Here is a 13,914-nt window from a genome sequence, read left to right on the forward strand (position 1 = left end):
AATAAAGGACATTTATATTATTTGTGGAATGTTTAGTTAAGTTGTTTATGATGATATGCAAGACTTTATGGGATTTTTCACAATTACCTGTGTTGCAATGAAAGGAGTTTTAACATGAATTGGATCTACCTTGTTTTATTAATTGTTACGGTTCCATTGGGACTTTGGGGATTAGTAGCTAGAGCGAAATGGTTAGAAGAGCAATCAAAAAAGATTAGAAGTGAAAACCATTCAAAAAAATGACATCTGAGACTATAGGGTGCTTGCCTTTAAGAAGGAGAAGCAACCTTTTTTATTTCATAAGATATATTGTTAGCTTGATGAAAAATAAATAAGGGTTGGTACACTGTAATAAATATTCCGTCACAAACGGTAGCAGAGAAAATGGGGATGCAGGAATTTAAGAAATTTGAGAAAAACAAATTGCCAAGTAGCTTTTAAAACGGATGATTCAGTAAATCTGTAATATCGTGTTTAGGCGGCATGAGAGACATTGTGCATCCCAACCCGTGCGACAATCCATGAAGAATTATCGCTTTTGAAATTTGTGTATAAACGCTGCAGTTAAGCTTAAAGGGTAATTATCCAGGGGGATATCCTTATGAAAATAACAAGCAAAATTATTTTACTCTTATTTACTTTTATTTTTTTTGTTTCAGGTTGTACGTATCCCTATCAAAAAACAGAAATCGTTTCAGAAGAACCTTTAATCATAGGCTATATAACAGATATAAATGAGGAAAAACAAGTTATTCATGTTGTAGAAAATATCTCGAAGGAAGATGCCTTAAATGGTGTAACAATTGATATTGGCTCTTGGGTACAAATGAATAATGTGATTATTAATGATGTTTTTGAAATTGGAAATAAAGTTGCTATTTGGGATTCACCAATTAACGAGAATTCAAGTAAAGAAGAGAGGAAAGCCATGCCACTTGCAAAGAATATTGTATTGATAGAGAAATAATGCACTTTTTTTGAAGTTATCATGCAAACAAAGCAGGGAAATTAAAAATGTAGGGAGATAACCCAATGTTTTTAGGTAATCCGATAGCGAAAGGTAATACTGCAATAATTTATCTTTCTGACAACAAAATAGTAAAAGTTTTTAACGGTTTTTTGCCAGATACGGAATCTATAAATGAAGCAAATAAACAAAGATATGCCTATTTAAGTGGACTTCCTGTACCTGAGATTTTTGATGTTACCAAGATAAACGGAAAACAAGCAATCATAATGGAATATGTGAAGGGAGAAACATTGGGAGATTTGTTTATCAAACATAAAGAACAAGCAGAACATTACTTGAATATTTCAGTTGCCATGCAGCTTGATATTCATAGTATCATTCCTGATGGCCTCGAACCAATGCATGATAAATTATACCGTCAAATTGAGAGTGTAAATGAATTAGATAAACGGCAAAAAAGTTATTTGTTAAAGAAATTGGAATCATTTACTTACGAAGATAGGCTCTGTCATGGTGACTTTCATTTATTTAATTTGATTCTGTCAGAAAACCAAGTAGTCGTTATCGATTGGGTTGATTCAAGTGCTGGAGATATTCGTGCTGATATTTATCGGACCTATCTTTTATACTCCCAATTTTCGTCTGAATTAGCTGAGATGTACTTGCGACTTTATTGTGAAAAGAGTGGAATTTTAAGGTCTGAAGTATTTCAGTGGGCTCCCATCATTGCTGGAGGAAGATTATCTGAAGGTGTCTCATCGGAGAATTCTGAAAGACTTATTGAGATAATAAATCGCTACTGCCCATTATAATATGACAACGCTATGTATAAAACTTCACTTGAATTAACGGATGCTTTCCCTTAAACAATAATTACAACTCGTATTTTATTGTTCCTGCATTTTTTTATCGTTGCTGAAAATAATAAGTGCGGGGGTGAAAAAATGGCAACTGCTAAAATCGGGGACAATATTGTATTTAAGCGTGATGGGGAAAGCTATGAAGGAACTGTTACGGTTGTAAGAGAAAATTCGGTTATTGTTGAGTACGGATACAATAAGGCAAAAGATGAACCTATTACAACGATAGTCAATCATAAAAATTATAAAATATCGAAAGCATCTTCATGAACAAATGTACGTAAGTAACGAGCGCGATTGCTAAAAGTGGCAGTCGCTTTTTGTGTTATTAGCACATGCTGATTAAGACTATACGGATGTAGATATTTCAAAATAGACGCTAGAAAAATAATCTTCACTTTATTGGTAATCCGAAACGATTCTATTGTTTTTCTTTCCAAAAAAACTGTTGACAATAAAAACAGATTTATGATATTATTAAAAATTTGATTAAAAATACTATGTGTGTTAAGGTTAAGAAGGTTACCGTATATGGAGGTGGATTATTTGTTTCAAATTGGTGATAACATTGTTTATCCTATGCACGGCACAGGTATCATTAAAGCTATAGAAGAAAAGGAAATCTCAGGAGAAAAACAACAGTATTACGTCATAAAAATGTTAATCGGTAATATGCTAGTCATGATTCCCACGGGTAAAATATTGAGTTCAAATATACGCCCTGTTACTGACATACATGCATTAAAGGACATTATACACATTTTTCAGCATGGAGAATCAGACCGATTACTGCTGTGGAAACAAAGGTATAAAGTGAACGCGGAAAAAATAAAAACGGGTAAAATACAAGAATGTGCTGAAGTTGTTCGTGATTTAATGCGTTTGAAGAAAGAAAAAGCACTTAATACAAGCGAAAAAAAAATGTTAGACAACGCACATGAATTTTTGATTAGTGAACTTGAATTGATCAAAGGAATTACCGAAAATCAAATCAAAAGTTTCTGTTAATGTTAATTTTTGATAAACCCCTCCCGAAAATAACCTTATTTTTGGGGAATATGTTTATTATTTATTAATAAATCTTTTCAAAGGCACCAACTTCTTCAACTCACCTTTAGAGCATTAACCTCTTTTGTTATTTCTACAATCTAATCCATTTTACTATTTGAATTTCTTTTATGAACGTTTGAAGTTTCATCAAAAAAACGTTAAATAGTCACTTGATTTTTGCAATCCTGATTCACACTGGCACGGCCAAGGAGCCGTAAGGATGAAAGAGAGGTAGGGCTTTCATTGTTTTAGGTACACAATTTATTAATAAGTCATTATTTCTATAAGAAAAAACAAGCAATTTCACAACTTTCTTTAAGAATTTTTCACAACACTGAGAGAGAGAGAATAGAATTTGTTTATATCTTTAAGTAAAAGAGAAAAACGAATTGTAACACCATATGGTTAACTGCAAAAATGGTTTCCAGACTAGGAACCATTTTTTGTTTTTTAGGATTTATCTAAGGGATTTAAAAAAATGATAATTGAACTATGGGTGCGTTAATTTAAGAATGATATTAACCACCTTTTTATCAATTCCATATTGAACAAATATTGAATTACAGTTGCGTACCAGAAATCCTTACTTCAATGCAGGAAGTAAGGATTTTTTATTGAATTAATAAAATTAGAATATTATGGATTTTATGTAGATGGGAGATGCTAATATGTCGTTTATGATGGTTGAGAAAGAATTTAAGCTTGTTGGGTTAAAAGGTAGTGGGGAGTTTGTTAACTATGGTGATGAAGTACCCTTACTTGCAAAGCAACTATTAAGTCGCTCAAGGGAAATCAAAAATTCAACAGAGACCGAAATTGCCTTATTTGAGCCTAAAAAGGATGAGGATCATAGGATAGGTGATTATTATGTAGGGTTAATTGTAAGCGAGAAATTAAATGAAGTACCAACTGGAATGGATTATATTGAGATAAATAAAAGGTACATAACTACCAGAGGGAATATAGTAAACTTGGGGGAACTTCATTTGAATTTATTGGATTGGGCAGAAGAACAAGGTTATCAAAGAGATCTCGATTCTTATATTATCGAGACATATCACCCTATGGGGGAAGGTTTTGAAGAAGTACAGATTTATTTACCAATTCAAGCTTAACAATCCAAAAACCATCTTTAACAAAAGAAACAAGTAAGTCCAAGTGGGAATTACACTAAGAGATAAACGGGATAAAAAGTCTTATAACAATGTAATTAGCACTATGTATAAGAAAGGAGAAGTAAAAATGGGAAGCTCGGTAACGTTCAATGGACTAAAAGAAATTACGGAAAAGAAATTAGTCGGTTATCGTGTCGTTTGCAGTGATATAACAGGGTATGGTCAGGAAATTCCGAAGGCATCTTTGTTATTGGAGCAACGCAAAGGTGAAATCATGCATTTAGTCGAACCGGTTCATCTCATCGGAGCATTTAAAGTAACGGAGTTATCTGATGAAGATGACGGTTACTGGGTTTGTTACGAGGTTAATGAATTTGAGATGATCCCTGAAGGAATGGTATGTCTTATGGTCCCTACACAAAAGTATGCAGTCCTCCATTTTAAAGGACATGCATCTCAAATTTATCATGTATATACTCAGTTACATGAATGGATTAACGAGAATGGGTATAAGCGTTTACCTGAAGAGTGGACAATAGAAATTTACTCTAAATGGACTGAAACAGAAGATATTGTATATCTATGTGATCCGATTTTATAAATTTAATTTTCGCAGATTGAGAAATGCGCTTAACAATGGGAAGGAGAAAAAATGATAAATTATAATGGTCGTAGATTTGTTTCAATTGAAAATACAGCTAACGGTGAAGTTTCTTCAAAGACTATTTTCGAATACAAACAAGAGGGGCATATCATCTCAGCAACATATAATGGAGGGGAAATTGTAAAAGGAACTTTGGTTGGAGTAATAAAAGAAGACGGTTGCTTAGAGTTTAGATATAACCACGTTAACAACAAAAATGAAATAAGAGGCGGAAAATGCGTTTCTACTCCAAAAATCTTACCAGATGGGCGAATTAGGTTATATGAAAATTGGAAATGGCTTGACGCTGAAGCCACTGAGGGACATTCAATTATTGAGGAAATTAGTATATAAAACTAGTAAAAAAGAGAAAATAAATGTAAAAAAGATACTTTCATAAGCAGGTGGCGATAAATGAATTTGAAGAGTTTTTTCGGATTAGGGAAAAAACACAAAAACGAAATAAATGATGAAATGCTTAAAGAACCGGGATTTACTCAAGAAGTATTAAATATCATAAAGCAAGTTTCCAATAACAATTTACAACCATTAAAAATAAATGATTTATATAAGGATGATAGAATTGCAACAGTGGGAATATCTTTTATGACCTTTGAAGAGGAAGCCGAAAAGCTGGTTGTTGAACTTCAATCTAAAATTAAACATCTAGGCTATTATGCTTTTATGAATGAACGGAATTTTATTAAGGGTAATAAAAGTAAATGTAGAATAGGGGTTCTAAAAGGAACTGACCAGTTTGAACTTTTAAAAATTTTACAAACAAATGGAGATAATTATGATATTAGCAATGATGATGTTATTTCAAAACTAAAGCAATGGAATAAACGTTATCCTTTTTCTATTATTGGCGCAGATTTCGATTGGATTGAAGCAAAATTCAAAGTGCTACCCTCTGACCAACACATAAAATCATTTGCTAAAGAAATGTATGAATTTTGTCCAGATATCGTCGAACAAGGAACTGGAAGTATTGAAGAACTAATTGAAGAAATCAAAGATACGAAAAAATTATTCTTGTGGTGGGACTAATAAGCTTTATTTCTTGCTACCGTTGATTCATAAAGAAAAGATGAAAATTATCAAGTTCCCGCAAAATAATTAATTTACACAATAAGCTAGTTCGCTGCAACTGTAGAGAATTTAGAGAGTATTGATCCTAGATTGGATTGGTGCAAATTTTTTTAGAATCTTTTGAAGTAACAGTGTGTGAGTGGAACAAGGATTATATACATATGTGTCGAAATAGGTAAGTAGATAAATTGGTTTATAATTGAAGAATTACATTTTAGTTGGGAGAATATAATGAATTTACGTGTTGAACAGTATGTTGCTATGTTACTTTTAATATCATTTGGAACGTTCTTTCTTTTGGGAACATGGTTGGGTGGAACGAATGAACCCTACAGAGATTTTTTACTTACTTTTACAGTTGTTCATTTTGTTATGTGGAAATTAATAACTATAAAGAAGAAGGAGGAGAAAAAAGAATAATAGATTATTACTGTTAGATGGTCAATTAGAGTAAGTTTTTCTAAAAAAGAAGGAGGGAATTTTTATGCTGTTTATGCTGATTGTCAAAGCCTCGAAAAATTCGGAAGCAGGAAAACTCCCGAGCACTGAGCTCATGGAAGCAATGGATAAGTACAATGAGGAATTAGTTAAGGCTGGCGTACGGGTTATGGCTAAAGGACTTCATCCAAGTTCAGATGGGATCCGCCTTTCGTTTCCGAAACCAGGGGAAAAGCCGGTGGTTACCGGAGGTCCGTTTACGGAAACAAAAGAATTGATTGCCGGTTTCATTTTGATTGATGTGAACTCAAGAGATGAAGCCATCGAGTGGGCCATGAGGATGCCGGACCCGCAAGGACATGGGGAAGGTCAAATTGAATTGCGTCAAGTATTTTAGGCGCCATACCAAACTAATAAACGGTTATGAAACAAGAAAAATACTCTGAGTGATATTTATTGAATTTCATATATTAACAAATCACCAAACAGCTTAGTTGAACAATGGAATTGAATAAATTAGAAATAAAAAATAGTATTTTTTTAGGGAGGGCATTATGACTGAAGACTTTTATTGTGATGAAGTATTAAGTGGTAAAACCCAAGTAGATAAAGTGATAGAGACAGAAAATGTATTAGCCTATTATCATACAAGACCTTTTTATCCAGTCCATATTGTTGCTATACCAAAGAAACATATACCTTCTTTAATTACATTAGAAGAAAGTGATAACGAATTATTAATAGAATTACTGGGAGTAATTAAAAAGGTTGCAACTATGGTTACTGAAGAAAACGGTGCTTGTAGAGTTATTACCAACCTAGGAGATTATCAGGACTCAAAACATCTCCATTGGCATATCGTCTCTGGGAAGCCATTGATAAAATAAAATCGTGATAGAGTGTGAGGGAGAAACAGAAATTATAAATATTGAAAAAAACATTAGAACTAAAGGACTTATTTAAATACCATGAAATAACGTAATTACATTTATTTTCGATATGTTTTTAATTGGGATAATATAACTATATTAATCACTAAAATCGGGGTACTAAATGAACAAACTTCAAGATGAAATAAAGGTTGTTATCGGAGCGGGAGAATATGTTAATAATCCTGGTTGGATACATACACAGGAAGAAGAATTAAATCTATTAAACGAAAAAATGTGGGAAAAAAGATTCAGTGAGAGTTCAATAAAAGCTATTTTGGCTGAACACGTCTGGGAACATCTTACTTACGAAGAAGGTATTGAGGCAGCGAAAATGTGTTTTAAATACCTAAAACCTTCTGGCTACATTCGTTGTGCGGTACCTGATGGTTATTTTCCGGATGAATCTTACCAAAATACTGTTCAAGTAGGGGGACCTGGACCAAAAGACCACGCAGCAGCAAGTCATAAAATAGTTCACAATTATAAAACTTTAACAAAAATGTTTGAAAGTGCGGGATATAAAGTTAAATTGCTTGAATATTGTGATGAGGAAGGGAGTTTTCATCAGAATACTTGGTACGGTGCCGATGGTGTAATTTTTCGTTCTAAGAAGTTTGACCCAAGAAACCAAGGCGAAAAACTCGTATTTCCTTCTTTGATTATTGATGCTCTGAAACTATCATAATTTATAAGTACGTGAAGACATATACTTGAACTAAAGCAGCGATATTCCAAGAAGGATTATCGCCTATTTTTGTTGAAAATATTAAGTGAGTCGTGCAGTTTTACTTTAACTTAAGTCCACTAGAAAAGAAATTGTTATAGATACCATTAAATCATAGGGAGAAATGAAAATTGAACACTATAGAGGAAGTATTAAATGACTATTTTATCGCATGGAATAAAGGATTCATTAGCAAGAATGGTGATGGCATTAGAGCTTATATGTCAAAGAGTTTTATAGGATATTGGGCTCATTCGAATATAGATAATCCGGAACCGTATTATTATGACTATGACCTCGATAGTGTAATAAGACAAATGGACAATGCTGAAAAAAGTTTTGTAATTGCTTCAATCACTGAGCGTAAAAATGGAGAAGAATATTTAATTTTAGGTAGAGAAACGAACACAATAAATGGTGAACCTTTTTCTGCTCAATGTATGTTTGTATGGAGAAAAGAAGATAATGCGTGGAAATTATTGAGAGAATATATTGAATTGGAAAGGTAGGTTCTTCGTACGGTAACAGGATCGTTGACAATATAAAAGAATCTTTAAATTTGGCTTGCTCTAAGAATATATAAGTGGAAGTTAGGAAATTTTGATAATCTCACGATTAGGAACAGGTCTTTTCAAAAAGAAATAAAAAATGAAAAGAAAATCCAGATAATAGGGGAGAGAAATATGGTCATTCGCAAACTAAATATCAATGAACAGCCCCCAATGGATTTATTGATATTAGCTGACCCTTCGAGGATACTTGTTGAGGAATATATGCAAAGGGGAGAATGCTTTGTAGCTGAAAGCGATGGTCAAATCATTGGAGAATATGTACTACTCCCGACAAGACCTAAAACGGTGGAGCTGGTAAATATAGCAGTAAAAGAAACCCATCAAGGCAAAGGATTGGGTAAACAATTATTATTGAATGCAATTGAAGTGGCTAGGTCAAAGGGATACAGAACCATCGAAGTCGGTACTGGAAATTCAAGCATTGGACAAATAGCACTCTATCAAAAATGTGGGTTTAGAATAACGGGTGTTGATATAGATTACTTCAATAGGCACTATTCAGAAGCAATTTTCGAAAATGGAATACAGTGTAGAGATATGGTGAGATTAGCTCTAGATTTGCAGGTTGAAAAAGTAAGTTTCTGACTACTGGGTAATAAGTATCATTGTAGAAACTTTTATTTTTAAAGGAACACTTGACTATACAAGAACTATTTACCTAAGGAGCCGTTAAGTTAAAAGGAGATAACCATTAATAAAGTTATTCTGTAATAGGGACCTATTAAGGTCCTTTTTTATTAGTCTTGCATTTAGAAAATGCGGATTTTTTGCGGGCTAAAAACTAAAAGATAGTAATAGCGAAAGAAGGATTATCCCTTTGTGCATTGAAGTTATAAATGTAAATGTGCATGCATTTGAATGTAATAAAAAGTTGTGCTAATCAAAATGAAGTGGGGAGGAAATAACATTTGAAAGTAAATTACAAAAAGGTGTTGGGTTACTTACTATATTTTTGGGGTTTCTTTATTTTGTTCGTTTTTGTCAGCAATGTAAATGCCTATTTTCATTCCATGTCGAATGAACAGTTTAGAATATATCCTTGGCAGATCCTAAAAGTTTTAATGTATTTCCCAATTGGGGTGTATCTGGGACTTCCTGACTTTTTAGTAAAAATGAAAAAGAAGGGAAAATGGACACTAAATTTTTATAAGATTATATTGGTAGGGCTACCTATGATGTATCTATCTTTTTACTGGTATATTCCCCTTTCATTTCCGATTCCCAATGTCTTAACCTACACAAACTCTATATTTAGTTTGGGAACTATAATTGCTGGTTTTATTTTTATTAACAGCTTTAGCAAAGTTTAAAAATCGAAAAGTTGTTGTGTCAAACAAATCAATTAAGTAACATAACAATACTTAGAGGGGGAATTGACATGTTACAAAAATTTTCTAAATCGACCAATGATAGGGCACTATTTGGAGTATGTGGAGGAATAGCTGAGTCTCTTGGTATTTCACCTTTAATTGTAAGGACAATTTTTTTCGTAACTGTTGGGTTTTCTATCTATTTGTATATATTTTTAGCAGCCGTATTACGAGATAGATGACCCTCGTAATTTCTTATCCAATTTATTGAAATTGTTTTGAGGAGGTTTAACTTGGTTAAGAATCTACAAAATAAAAGTATACTGTTAGCTTTTTTACTCGCTTTAGTTATATTTGTGATCTTTAACGCAATTCCACCTCGAAATAAACCTATTGATTTTGCAGAACTTCCTGATAATTATATGATTATCGAAGGTTATGTCGTTTCCAAACGAATCGATTCTATCTGGTTAGCAAAAAAGCCAGTTAGTTTTGTAGGAAGAGCTTCAGTTTATATTACAGGGTATGGTGCGAGTAGCATTAATGTATCTAAAAGTAAGGATTTCGAGGATAAAATGACATTTAGACAACTTAAGATAAACCAAAAAGTACGTGTTTATTGTGATTATATTAGAGAATCAAATCCCCCTAAAACAGTAGCTTTCTATCTCGAGATAATTGAAAATAACGATTAACCCTAGTATGGATTAGCAGACTCATAAACTTTTTTTATTTTCAACTTTTATTGTACTAAATCCAAATACCATGTCATGATCCAAGAAGGATAATCACTTCTTTTGTTGAAATTAATAAGCTATTAACTGTGATTTAGGGGGATATTATTGAAAAAATATTCATTTGCATTTCTGTTACTACTAATAATAGTTGTAGTTTTAATTAACATTTATACGTATCGTGAACAAAACTTGGATGAATTATTAGATATGGATAATGTTGATAAGTTTCATATAGTTACTGAGTATAAAGACTCTTATGAATTTAAACTTTCAAAAATTGACCAAGAAGCTATTAATAAACTCGCGGCCTATTTAAATCAATACAAAGTAAAACTAACAAATAAGGATGGTTGGGTCTCTAATTATGAAAATGAACGATTTGAACTTTACCTTGGATACAAAAATGGGGAAATGGAAATATATACACTTGAACGAGACGTTATTGCCTCAAACAGAGTTTACAAGGTATTGAATGCACCTTTGGATTATAAATGGATAAAGGAATTTGAGCGGGACATCAATTCAAAATAAGAAAAGAATATACGATTGAAAGAAGAATTTATAGCTATAAGTACGGTTTGAAAAAACCAAGTGGGGAAATCATATTTAAAGGTCTTCAAACTGTTAGGTTATGGAGAGGGGGGAGGTATATTGGTTACAGAGATAATAGTTTTCGGGATTGTTTGGGGTGCATTATTTATTTACTTTTTAACACCATTTACAAGTTTGGTAACTTTTGAATCTCACAAAGGCAGTGATGTAGCATTCAAACATGTTTTTATAGATAGTTTAATTAAAATTGTGATGCATAAAAAAGCAATCCTTGCTCTTCTAATGTTGGTCATTACTTTAGTTTTTATCTGGTCTTATTACTCACAACTTGAATGGTATAATCTTGCTCATGGTGTAGGCGAAATGTCTATAAGACCAAAACTACTAGCCATATACTACATCGTAAGTGTAATAATATATTCGGCACTACTTTATCTTTTTTTAGCTCTCAGAAGAGCCTTAGTGTTCATAAAAAATACCTAATAAAGCTAAATGTAAGGTTAATAAAAAAGGATAGGGAGATATAAATGGAAATCAGAATAGCAACAATAAATGATGTTGAGGATTTAACTTCGTTGGTGAATCAACTTGGATATCCAACTACTGTAGAAAGTATGAAAGTACGTTTTGAAAATATTGAATCTAATCCTGATTATCACACTTTAATAGCTTCTTATGATAGCAAAACGGTTGGGATGATTGGAATGGTTAAAGGTTATTATTATGAGATCGATGGCTTGTATGTTCGTATTGTAGCATTTGTTGTAGACTCTAATTTTCGTAGGAAAGGGATAGGAAAAGAACTTTTAGAAGAAGCAGAAAGTTGGGCAAGAAGAGGTGGAGCGGTTGGGATAGGATTAAATAGTGGCAACCGACGAGAGAGGATCAATGCTCATAAATTTTACAAAAATATGGGTTATGTTGAAAAAAGTATCGGCTTCGCAAAAAGTCTAATCTAAATCTTCTTGAATGAATATCGGGACTGTCAAAATATAATTTTATTATACGTAATTAGATTTGAGTGACAGTATTTTGATCTTTTTTACATATTATAAAAGCAAGTAGTTTTCGGGAGGCGTAAATAACAAAAATGCATAATTGTATAGGACTTTCTGGAAGTATCATTATGACAGATCCTGATAAATTCCCTTTATTATTTACTAATGAGAATGTAAGTCATATTGAGATTGGTGAGTTTCCAAGCGAAGAGTCGTTACATAATTTCTTAGATCTGTTACATAAGAAAAATCTTACTTTCGGTCTACACTCCCCTCTGTATAGAAATCAAAGTAAATATGATCTGCTGGAAAAAGTACAATACGAACCTGAACAGGCTTGGGAACAGTTTGAATCAGAAGTTAAATATATGTCCCAATTAGGTGCTGAATATATCTTAGTCCACTTTCCTTATTTTAAAGAAGAAAAAAACATAGATACTACTGATATGATTGAAAATGGCTTAAAAAGATTACATGACCTTCAAGAAAGATATTCGATATCTATTGTTTGTGAACCGAAACTGGGTCTTAATAGGTCATCGTTTGGGATAAGAGCTCTTGAGCAATTTTCAACTGAGATTTGGGACAAGTATGGCATAAAACTGTGCATAGATATAGGGGATTACTTGTTAGCGACTGGTGATAAAGCGTTAGATTATATCAAGAAATGGACAAGGCATATAAAAGTAGTTCATCTACACAATGTAGAGTTTCATAATAATAAATACATATGGGTACCTGTCCACCCATCTCATGAAAAAGACAATTCACATTTTAATGTAAAGGATCTAATTTATAAGCTGTCGAAAAGTTCTGGAGTGTTTTTTATTTTTGAACATACACCCCATACAAATCCAACAGAAACGTTTGTTAATGAGGGAATTAATTGGGTAAAGGATATAATTAGAGAATAACCAAATTATGATGCCTGGCCTAATTGGTGCGATTGTCCCAAAAAGGATTATCGCTTATTTTTGTTGAAAAAGGAGAATTTAGCTGATACGCCGAATGTTTAGTGATATTGAAAGGTCAGGGGGGTTCTTATCTATGTAATATATAGCCTTTCGTCTATTAAATATCAATTTAGATTAATTTCAAAACATATACAAATTAAAGAAGAACAGATGGAATAGATGATGAGATAGAGAAACAATTTGAAGAAGATTTAAAACGGGAATAAGGGTGCAATAATCCAAGTAAGCTTAATGCACTTTTTGTTGACTTGAACCATAGCAATTACCGTTTTGTTAAGGCCATTAAAATGGAGGAATTTAACAATGAAGATCGGACTAATTGGTGATAGTTTAACAGAAGGTCGACCGGGAGTGTCTTTTGTAAATATATTAAAAGAAAACCACCAAAAATTACATATGATAATCTTGGTAAACCAGGAGAGAAAGTAAAAAGTTTACCAATCCCGAGGAATTTAAGGAGTATTACAACAAAGTATTGGAGTTGGTTATTGCGTCTTCTAAACATGTGGTTACGGTTTCGCCAGCCATAGTGGGTGAAACTTCACAGAATGAATTCAATAAAGAAATAAAAAATTTATCCACCATCATCCAATCCCTCTCTATAAATCATGTAAATGTAAGTTTCCTAGATATGTATTCCGTATTTGAGAAACACCTCTCTAGTGTAACTAGTTCAGATTATATCAGTATCAAAGTGATGAGAGTGATGCTTGATGCTCTCTTTTATAAGAATCCAACTAGCATTGACCGGTTATCAAAAAAACGAGGACTTCACTTCACGTTGGATGGCATACATTTAAATAGTACGATTGCAGCACTTTGTGCCGACGAATATTCAACTATGATAGATCGACTCCTATTCAACGACCACAAGTCCATTCAGTAAAATACTTTTTTATAGGGGTGGTATAAATAGCAGGATATAGGAAGGTTGCTATTAAAACTGA

Annotated in this window: 23 protein-coding genes; all 23 read left to right on the forward strand. The window is 32.7% G+C overall.

Translation table 11 applies throughout. The annotated features are described in order from the left end of the window. The first annotated feature begins 114 nt into the window (after positions 1 to 114). The 23 genes from RGU12_RS00285 to RGU12_RS00395 all read left to right on the forward strand — a co-directional run bounded on the left by RGU12_RS00285 (position 115) and on the right by RGU12_RS00395 (position 13,853). Positions 115 to 243: a hypothetical protein gene (locus RGU12_RS00285; RefSeq protein WP_309534272.1), complete on the forward strand. Its 129-nt coding sequence runs from the start codon at positions 115 to 117 to the stop codon at positions 241 to 243. A gap of 358 nt (positions 244 to 601) precedes the next feature. Next, positions 602 to 967: a hypothetical protein gene (locus RGU12_RS00290; RefSeq protein WP_309534273.1), complete on the forward strand. Its 366-nt coding sequence runs from the start codon at positions 602 to 604 to the stop codon at positions 965 to 967. A 65-nt stretch (positions 968 to 1,032) separates the two neighbouring features. Continuing rightward, on the forward strand, positions 1,033 to 1,782 hold the full coding sequence (locus RGU12_RS00295; protein ID WP_309534274.1) for a phosphotransferase family protein: 750 nt from the start codon (positions 1,033 to 1,035) through the stop codon (positions 1,780 to 1,782). A 132-nt stretch (positions 1,783 to 1,914) separates the two neighbouring features. Continuing rightward, positions 1,915 to 2,100, forward strand: coding sequence for a DUF2187 family protein (locus RGU12_RS00300; RefSeq protein WP_116354250.1), 186 nt, complete (start codon positions 1,915 to 1,917; stop codon positions 2,098 to 2,100). A 261-nt stretch (positions 2,101 to 2,361) separates the two neighbouring features. Then, on the forward strand, positions 2,362 to 2,838 hold the full coding sequence (locus tag RGU12_RS00305) for a CarD family transcriptional regulator (protein WP_309534275.1): 477 nt from the start codon (positions 2,362 to 2,364) through the stop codon (positions 2,836 to 2,838). Positions 2,839 to 3,548: 710 nt separating this feature from the next. Then, entirely contained in the window at positions 3,549 to 3,995 is a 447-nt protein-coding gene (locus RGU12_RS00310) for a GyrI-like domain-containing protein (protein WP_309534276.1), read from the forward strand. Between the two features lie 127 nt (positions 3,996 to 4,122). Beyond that, positions 4,123 to 4,596, forward strand: a complete 474-nt coding sequence (locus RGU12_RS00315; protein ID WP_309534277.1) for a GyrI-like domain-containing protein — start codon at positions 4,123 to 4,125, stop codon at positions 4,594 to 4,596. A 51-nt stretch (positions 4,597 to 4,647) separates the two neighbouring features. After that, complete coding sequence (locus RGU12_RS00320; RefSeq protein WP_309534278.1) at positions 4,648 to 4,992, forward strand: avidin-fold protein; 345 nt, start codon at positions 4,648 to 4,650, stop codon at positions 4,990 to 4,992. Positions 4,993 to 5,052: 60 nt separating this feature from the next. After that, complete coding sequence (locus tag RGU12_RS00325) at positions 5,053 to 5,688, forward strand: DUF4253 domain-containing protein (RefSeq protein WP_309534279.1); 636 nt, start codon at positions 5,053 to 5,055, stop codon at positions 5,686 to 5,688. Between the two features lie 273 nt (positions 5,689 to 5,961). Continuing rightward, complete coding sequence (locus RGU12_RS00330) at positions 5,962 to 6,150, forward strand: hypothetical protein (RefSeq protein WP_309534280.1); 189 nt, start codon at positions 5,962 to 5,964, stop codon at positions 6,148 to 6,150. Positions 6,151 to 6,214: 64 nt separating this feature from the next. Beyond that, positions 6,215 to 6,565: a YciI family protein gene (locus tag RGU12_RS00335; protein WP_309534281.1), complete on the forward strand. Its 351-nt coding sequence runs from the start codon at positions 6,215 to 6,217 to the stop codon at positions 6,563 to 6,565. A 157-nt stretch (positions 6,566 to 6,722) separates the two neighbouring features. After that, entirely contained in the window at positions 6,723 to 7,055 is a 333-nt protein-coding gene (locus RGU12_RS00340) for an HIT domain-containing protein (RefSeq protein ID WP_309534282.1), read from the forward strand. A gap of 166 nt (positions 7,056 to 7,221) precedes the next feature. After that, complete coding sequence (locus RGU12_RS00345) at positions 7,222 to 7,785, forward strand: class I SAM-dependent methyltransferase (protein WP_309534283.1); 564 nt, start codon at positions 7,222 to 7,224, stop codon at positions 7,783 to 7,785. Positions 7,786 to 7,955: 170 nt separating this feature from the next. Further along, positions 7,956 to 8,333, forward strand: a complete 378-nt coding sequence (locus tag RGU12_RS00350; protein ID WP_309534284.1) for a nuclear transport factor 2 family protein — start codon at positions 7,956 to 7,958, stop codon at positions 8,331 to 8,333. A 174-nt stretch (positions 8,334 to 8,507) separates the two neighbouring features. After that, on the forward strand, positions 8,508 to 8,981 hold the full coding sequence (locus RGU12_RS00355; RefSeq protein ID WP_309534285.1) for a GNAT family N-acetyltransferase: 474 nt from the start codon (positions 8,508 to 8,510) through the stop codon (positions 8,979 to 8,981). A gap of 793 nt (positions 8,982 to 9,774) precedes the next feature. After that, positions 9,775 to 9,948 (forward strand): PspC domain-containing protein, encoded by a 174-nt coding sequence (locus RGU12_RS00360; RefSeq protein WP_309534286.1) that lies wholly within the window; start codon positions 9,775 to 9,777, stop codon positions 9,946 to 9,948. A 51-nt stretch (positions 9,949 to 9,999) separates the two neighbouring features. Next, a complete protein-coding gene (locus RGU12_RS00365; RefSeq protein ID WP_309534287.1) occupies positions 10,000 to 10,401 on the forward strand; it encodes a DUF3221 domain-containing protein in 402 nt (133 codons plus the stop codon). A gap of 147 nt (positions 10,402 to 10,548) precedes the next feature. Next, on the forward strand, positions 10,549 to 10,974 hold the full coding sequence (locus RGU12_RS00370) for a hypothetical protein (protein ID WP_309534288.1): 426 nt from the start codon (positions 10,549 to 10,551) through the stop codon (positions 10,972 to 10,974). 120 nt (positions 10,975 to 11,094) lie between these two features. After that, entirely contained in the window at positions 11,095 to 11,478 is a 384-nt protein-coding gene (locus tag RGU12_RS00375) for a hypothetical protein (RefSeq protein ID WP_309534289.1), read from the forward strand. 44 nt (positions 11,479 to 11,522) lie between these two features. Beyond that, positions 11,523 to 11,954, forward strand: a complete 432-nt coding sequence (locus RGU12_RS00380) for a GNAT family N-acetyltransferase (RefSeq protein ID WP_309534290.1) — start codon at positions 11,523 to 11,525, stop codon at positions 11,952 to 11,954. 167 nt (positions 11,955 to 12,121) lie between these two features. Continuing rightward, the gene (locus RGU12_RS00385) at positions 12,122 to 12,907 is read left to right on the forward strand and encodes a TIM barrel protein (RefSeq protein WP_309534291.1); all 786 of its coding nucleotides are present in this window, start codon (positions 12,122 to 12,124) and stop codon (positions 12,905 to 12,907) included. Positions 12,908 to 13,270: 363 nt separating this feature from the next. Continuing rightward, positions 13,271 to 13,396 carry a hypothetical protein gene (locus RGU12_RS00390; RefSeq protein ID WP_309534292.1) on the forward strand — a complete coding sequence of 42 codons (126 nt, stop codon included), beginning with the start codon at positions 13,271 to 13,273 and terminating at the stop codon, positions 13,394 to 13,396. Between the two features lie 46 nt (positions 13,397 to 13,442). Continuing rightward, positions 13,443 to 13,853, forward strand: coding sequence for a hypothetical protein (locus RGU12_RS00395; RefSeq protein ID WP_309534293.1), 411 nt, complete (start codon positions 13,443 to 13,445; stop codon positions 13,851 to 13,853). Positions 13,854 to 13,914 lie beyond the last annotated feature (61 nt).

The sequence above is a fragment of the Ferdinandcohnia sp. QZ13 genome, assembly GCF_031324165.1.
Classification (GTDB): Bacteria; Bacillota; Bacilli; order Bacillales; family Bacillaceae_L; genus Ferdinandcohnia.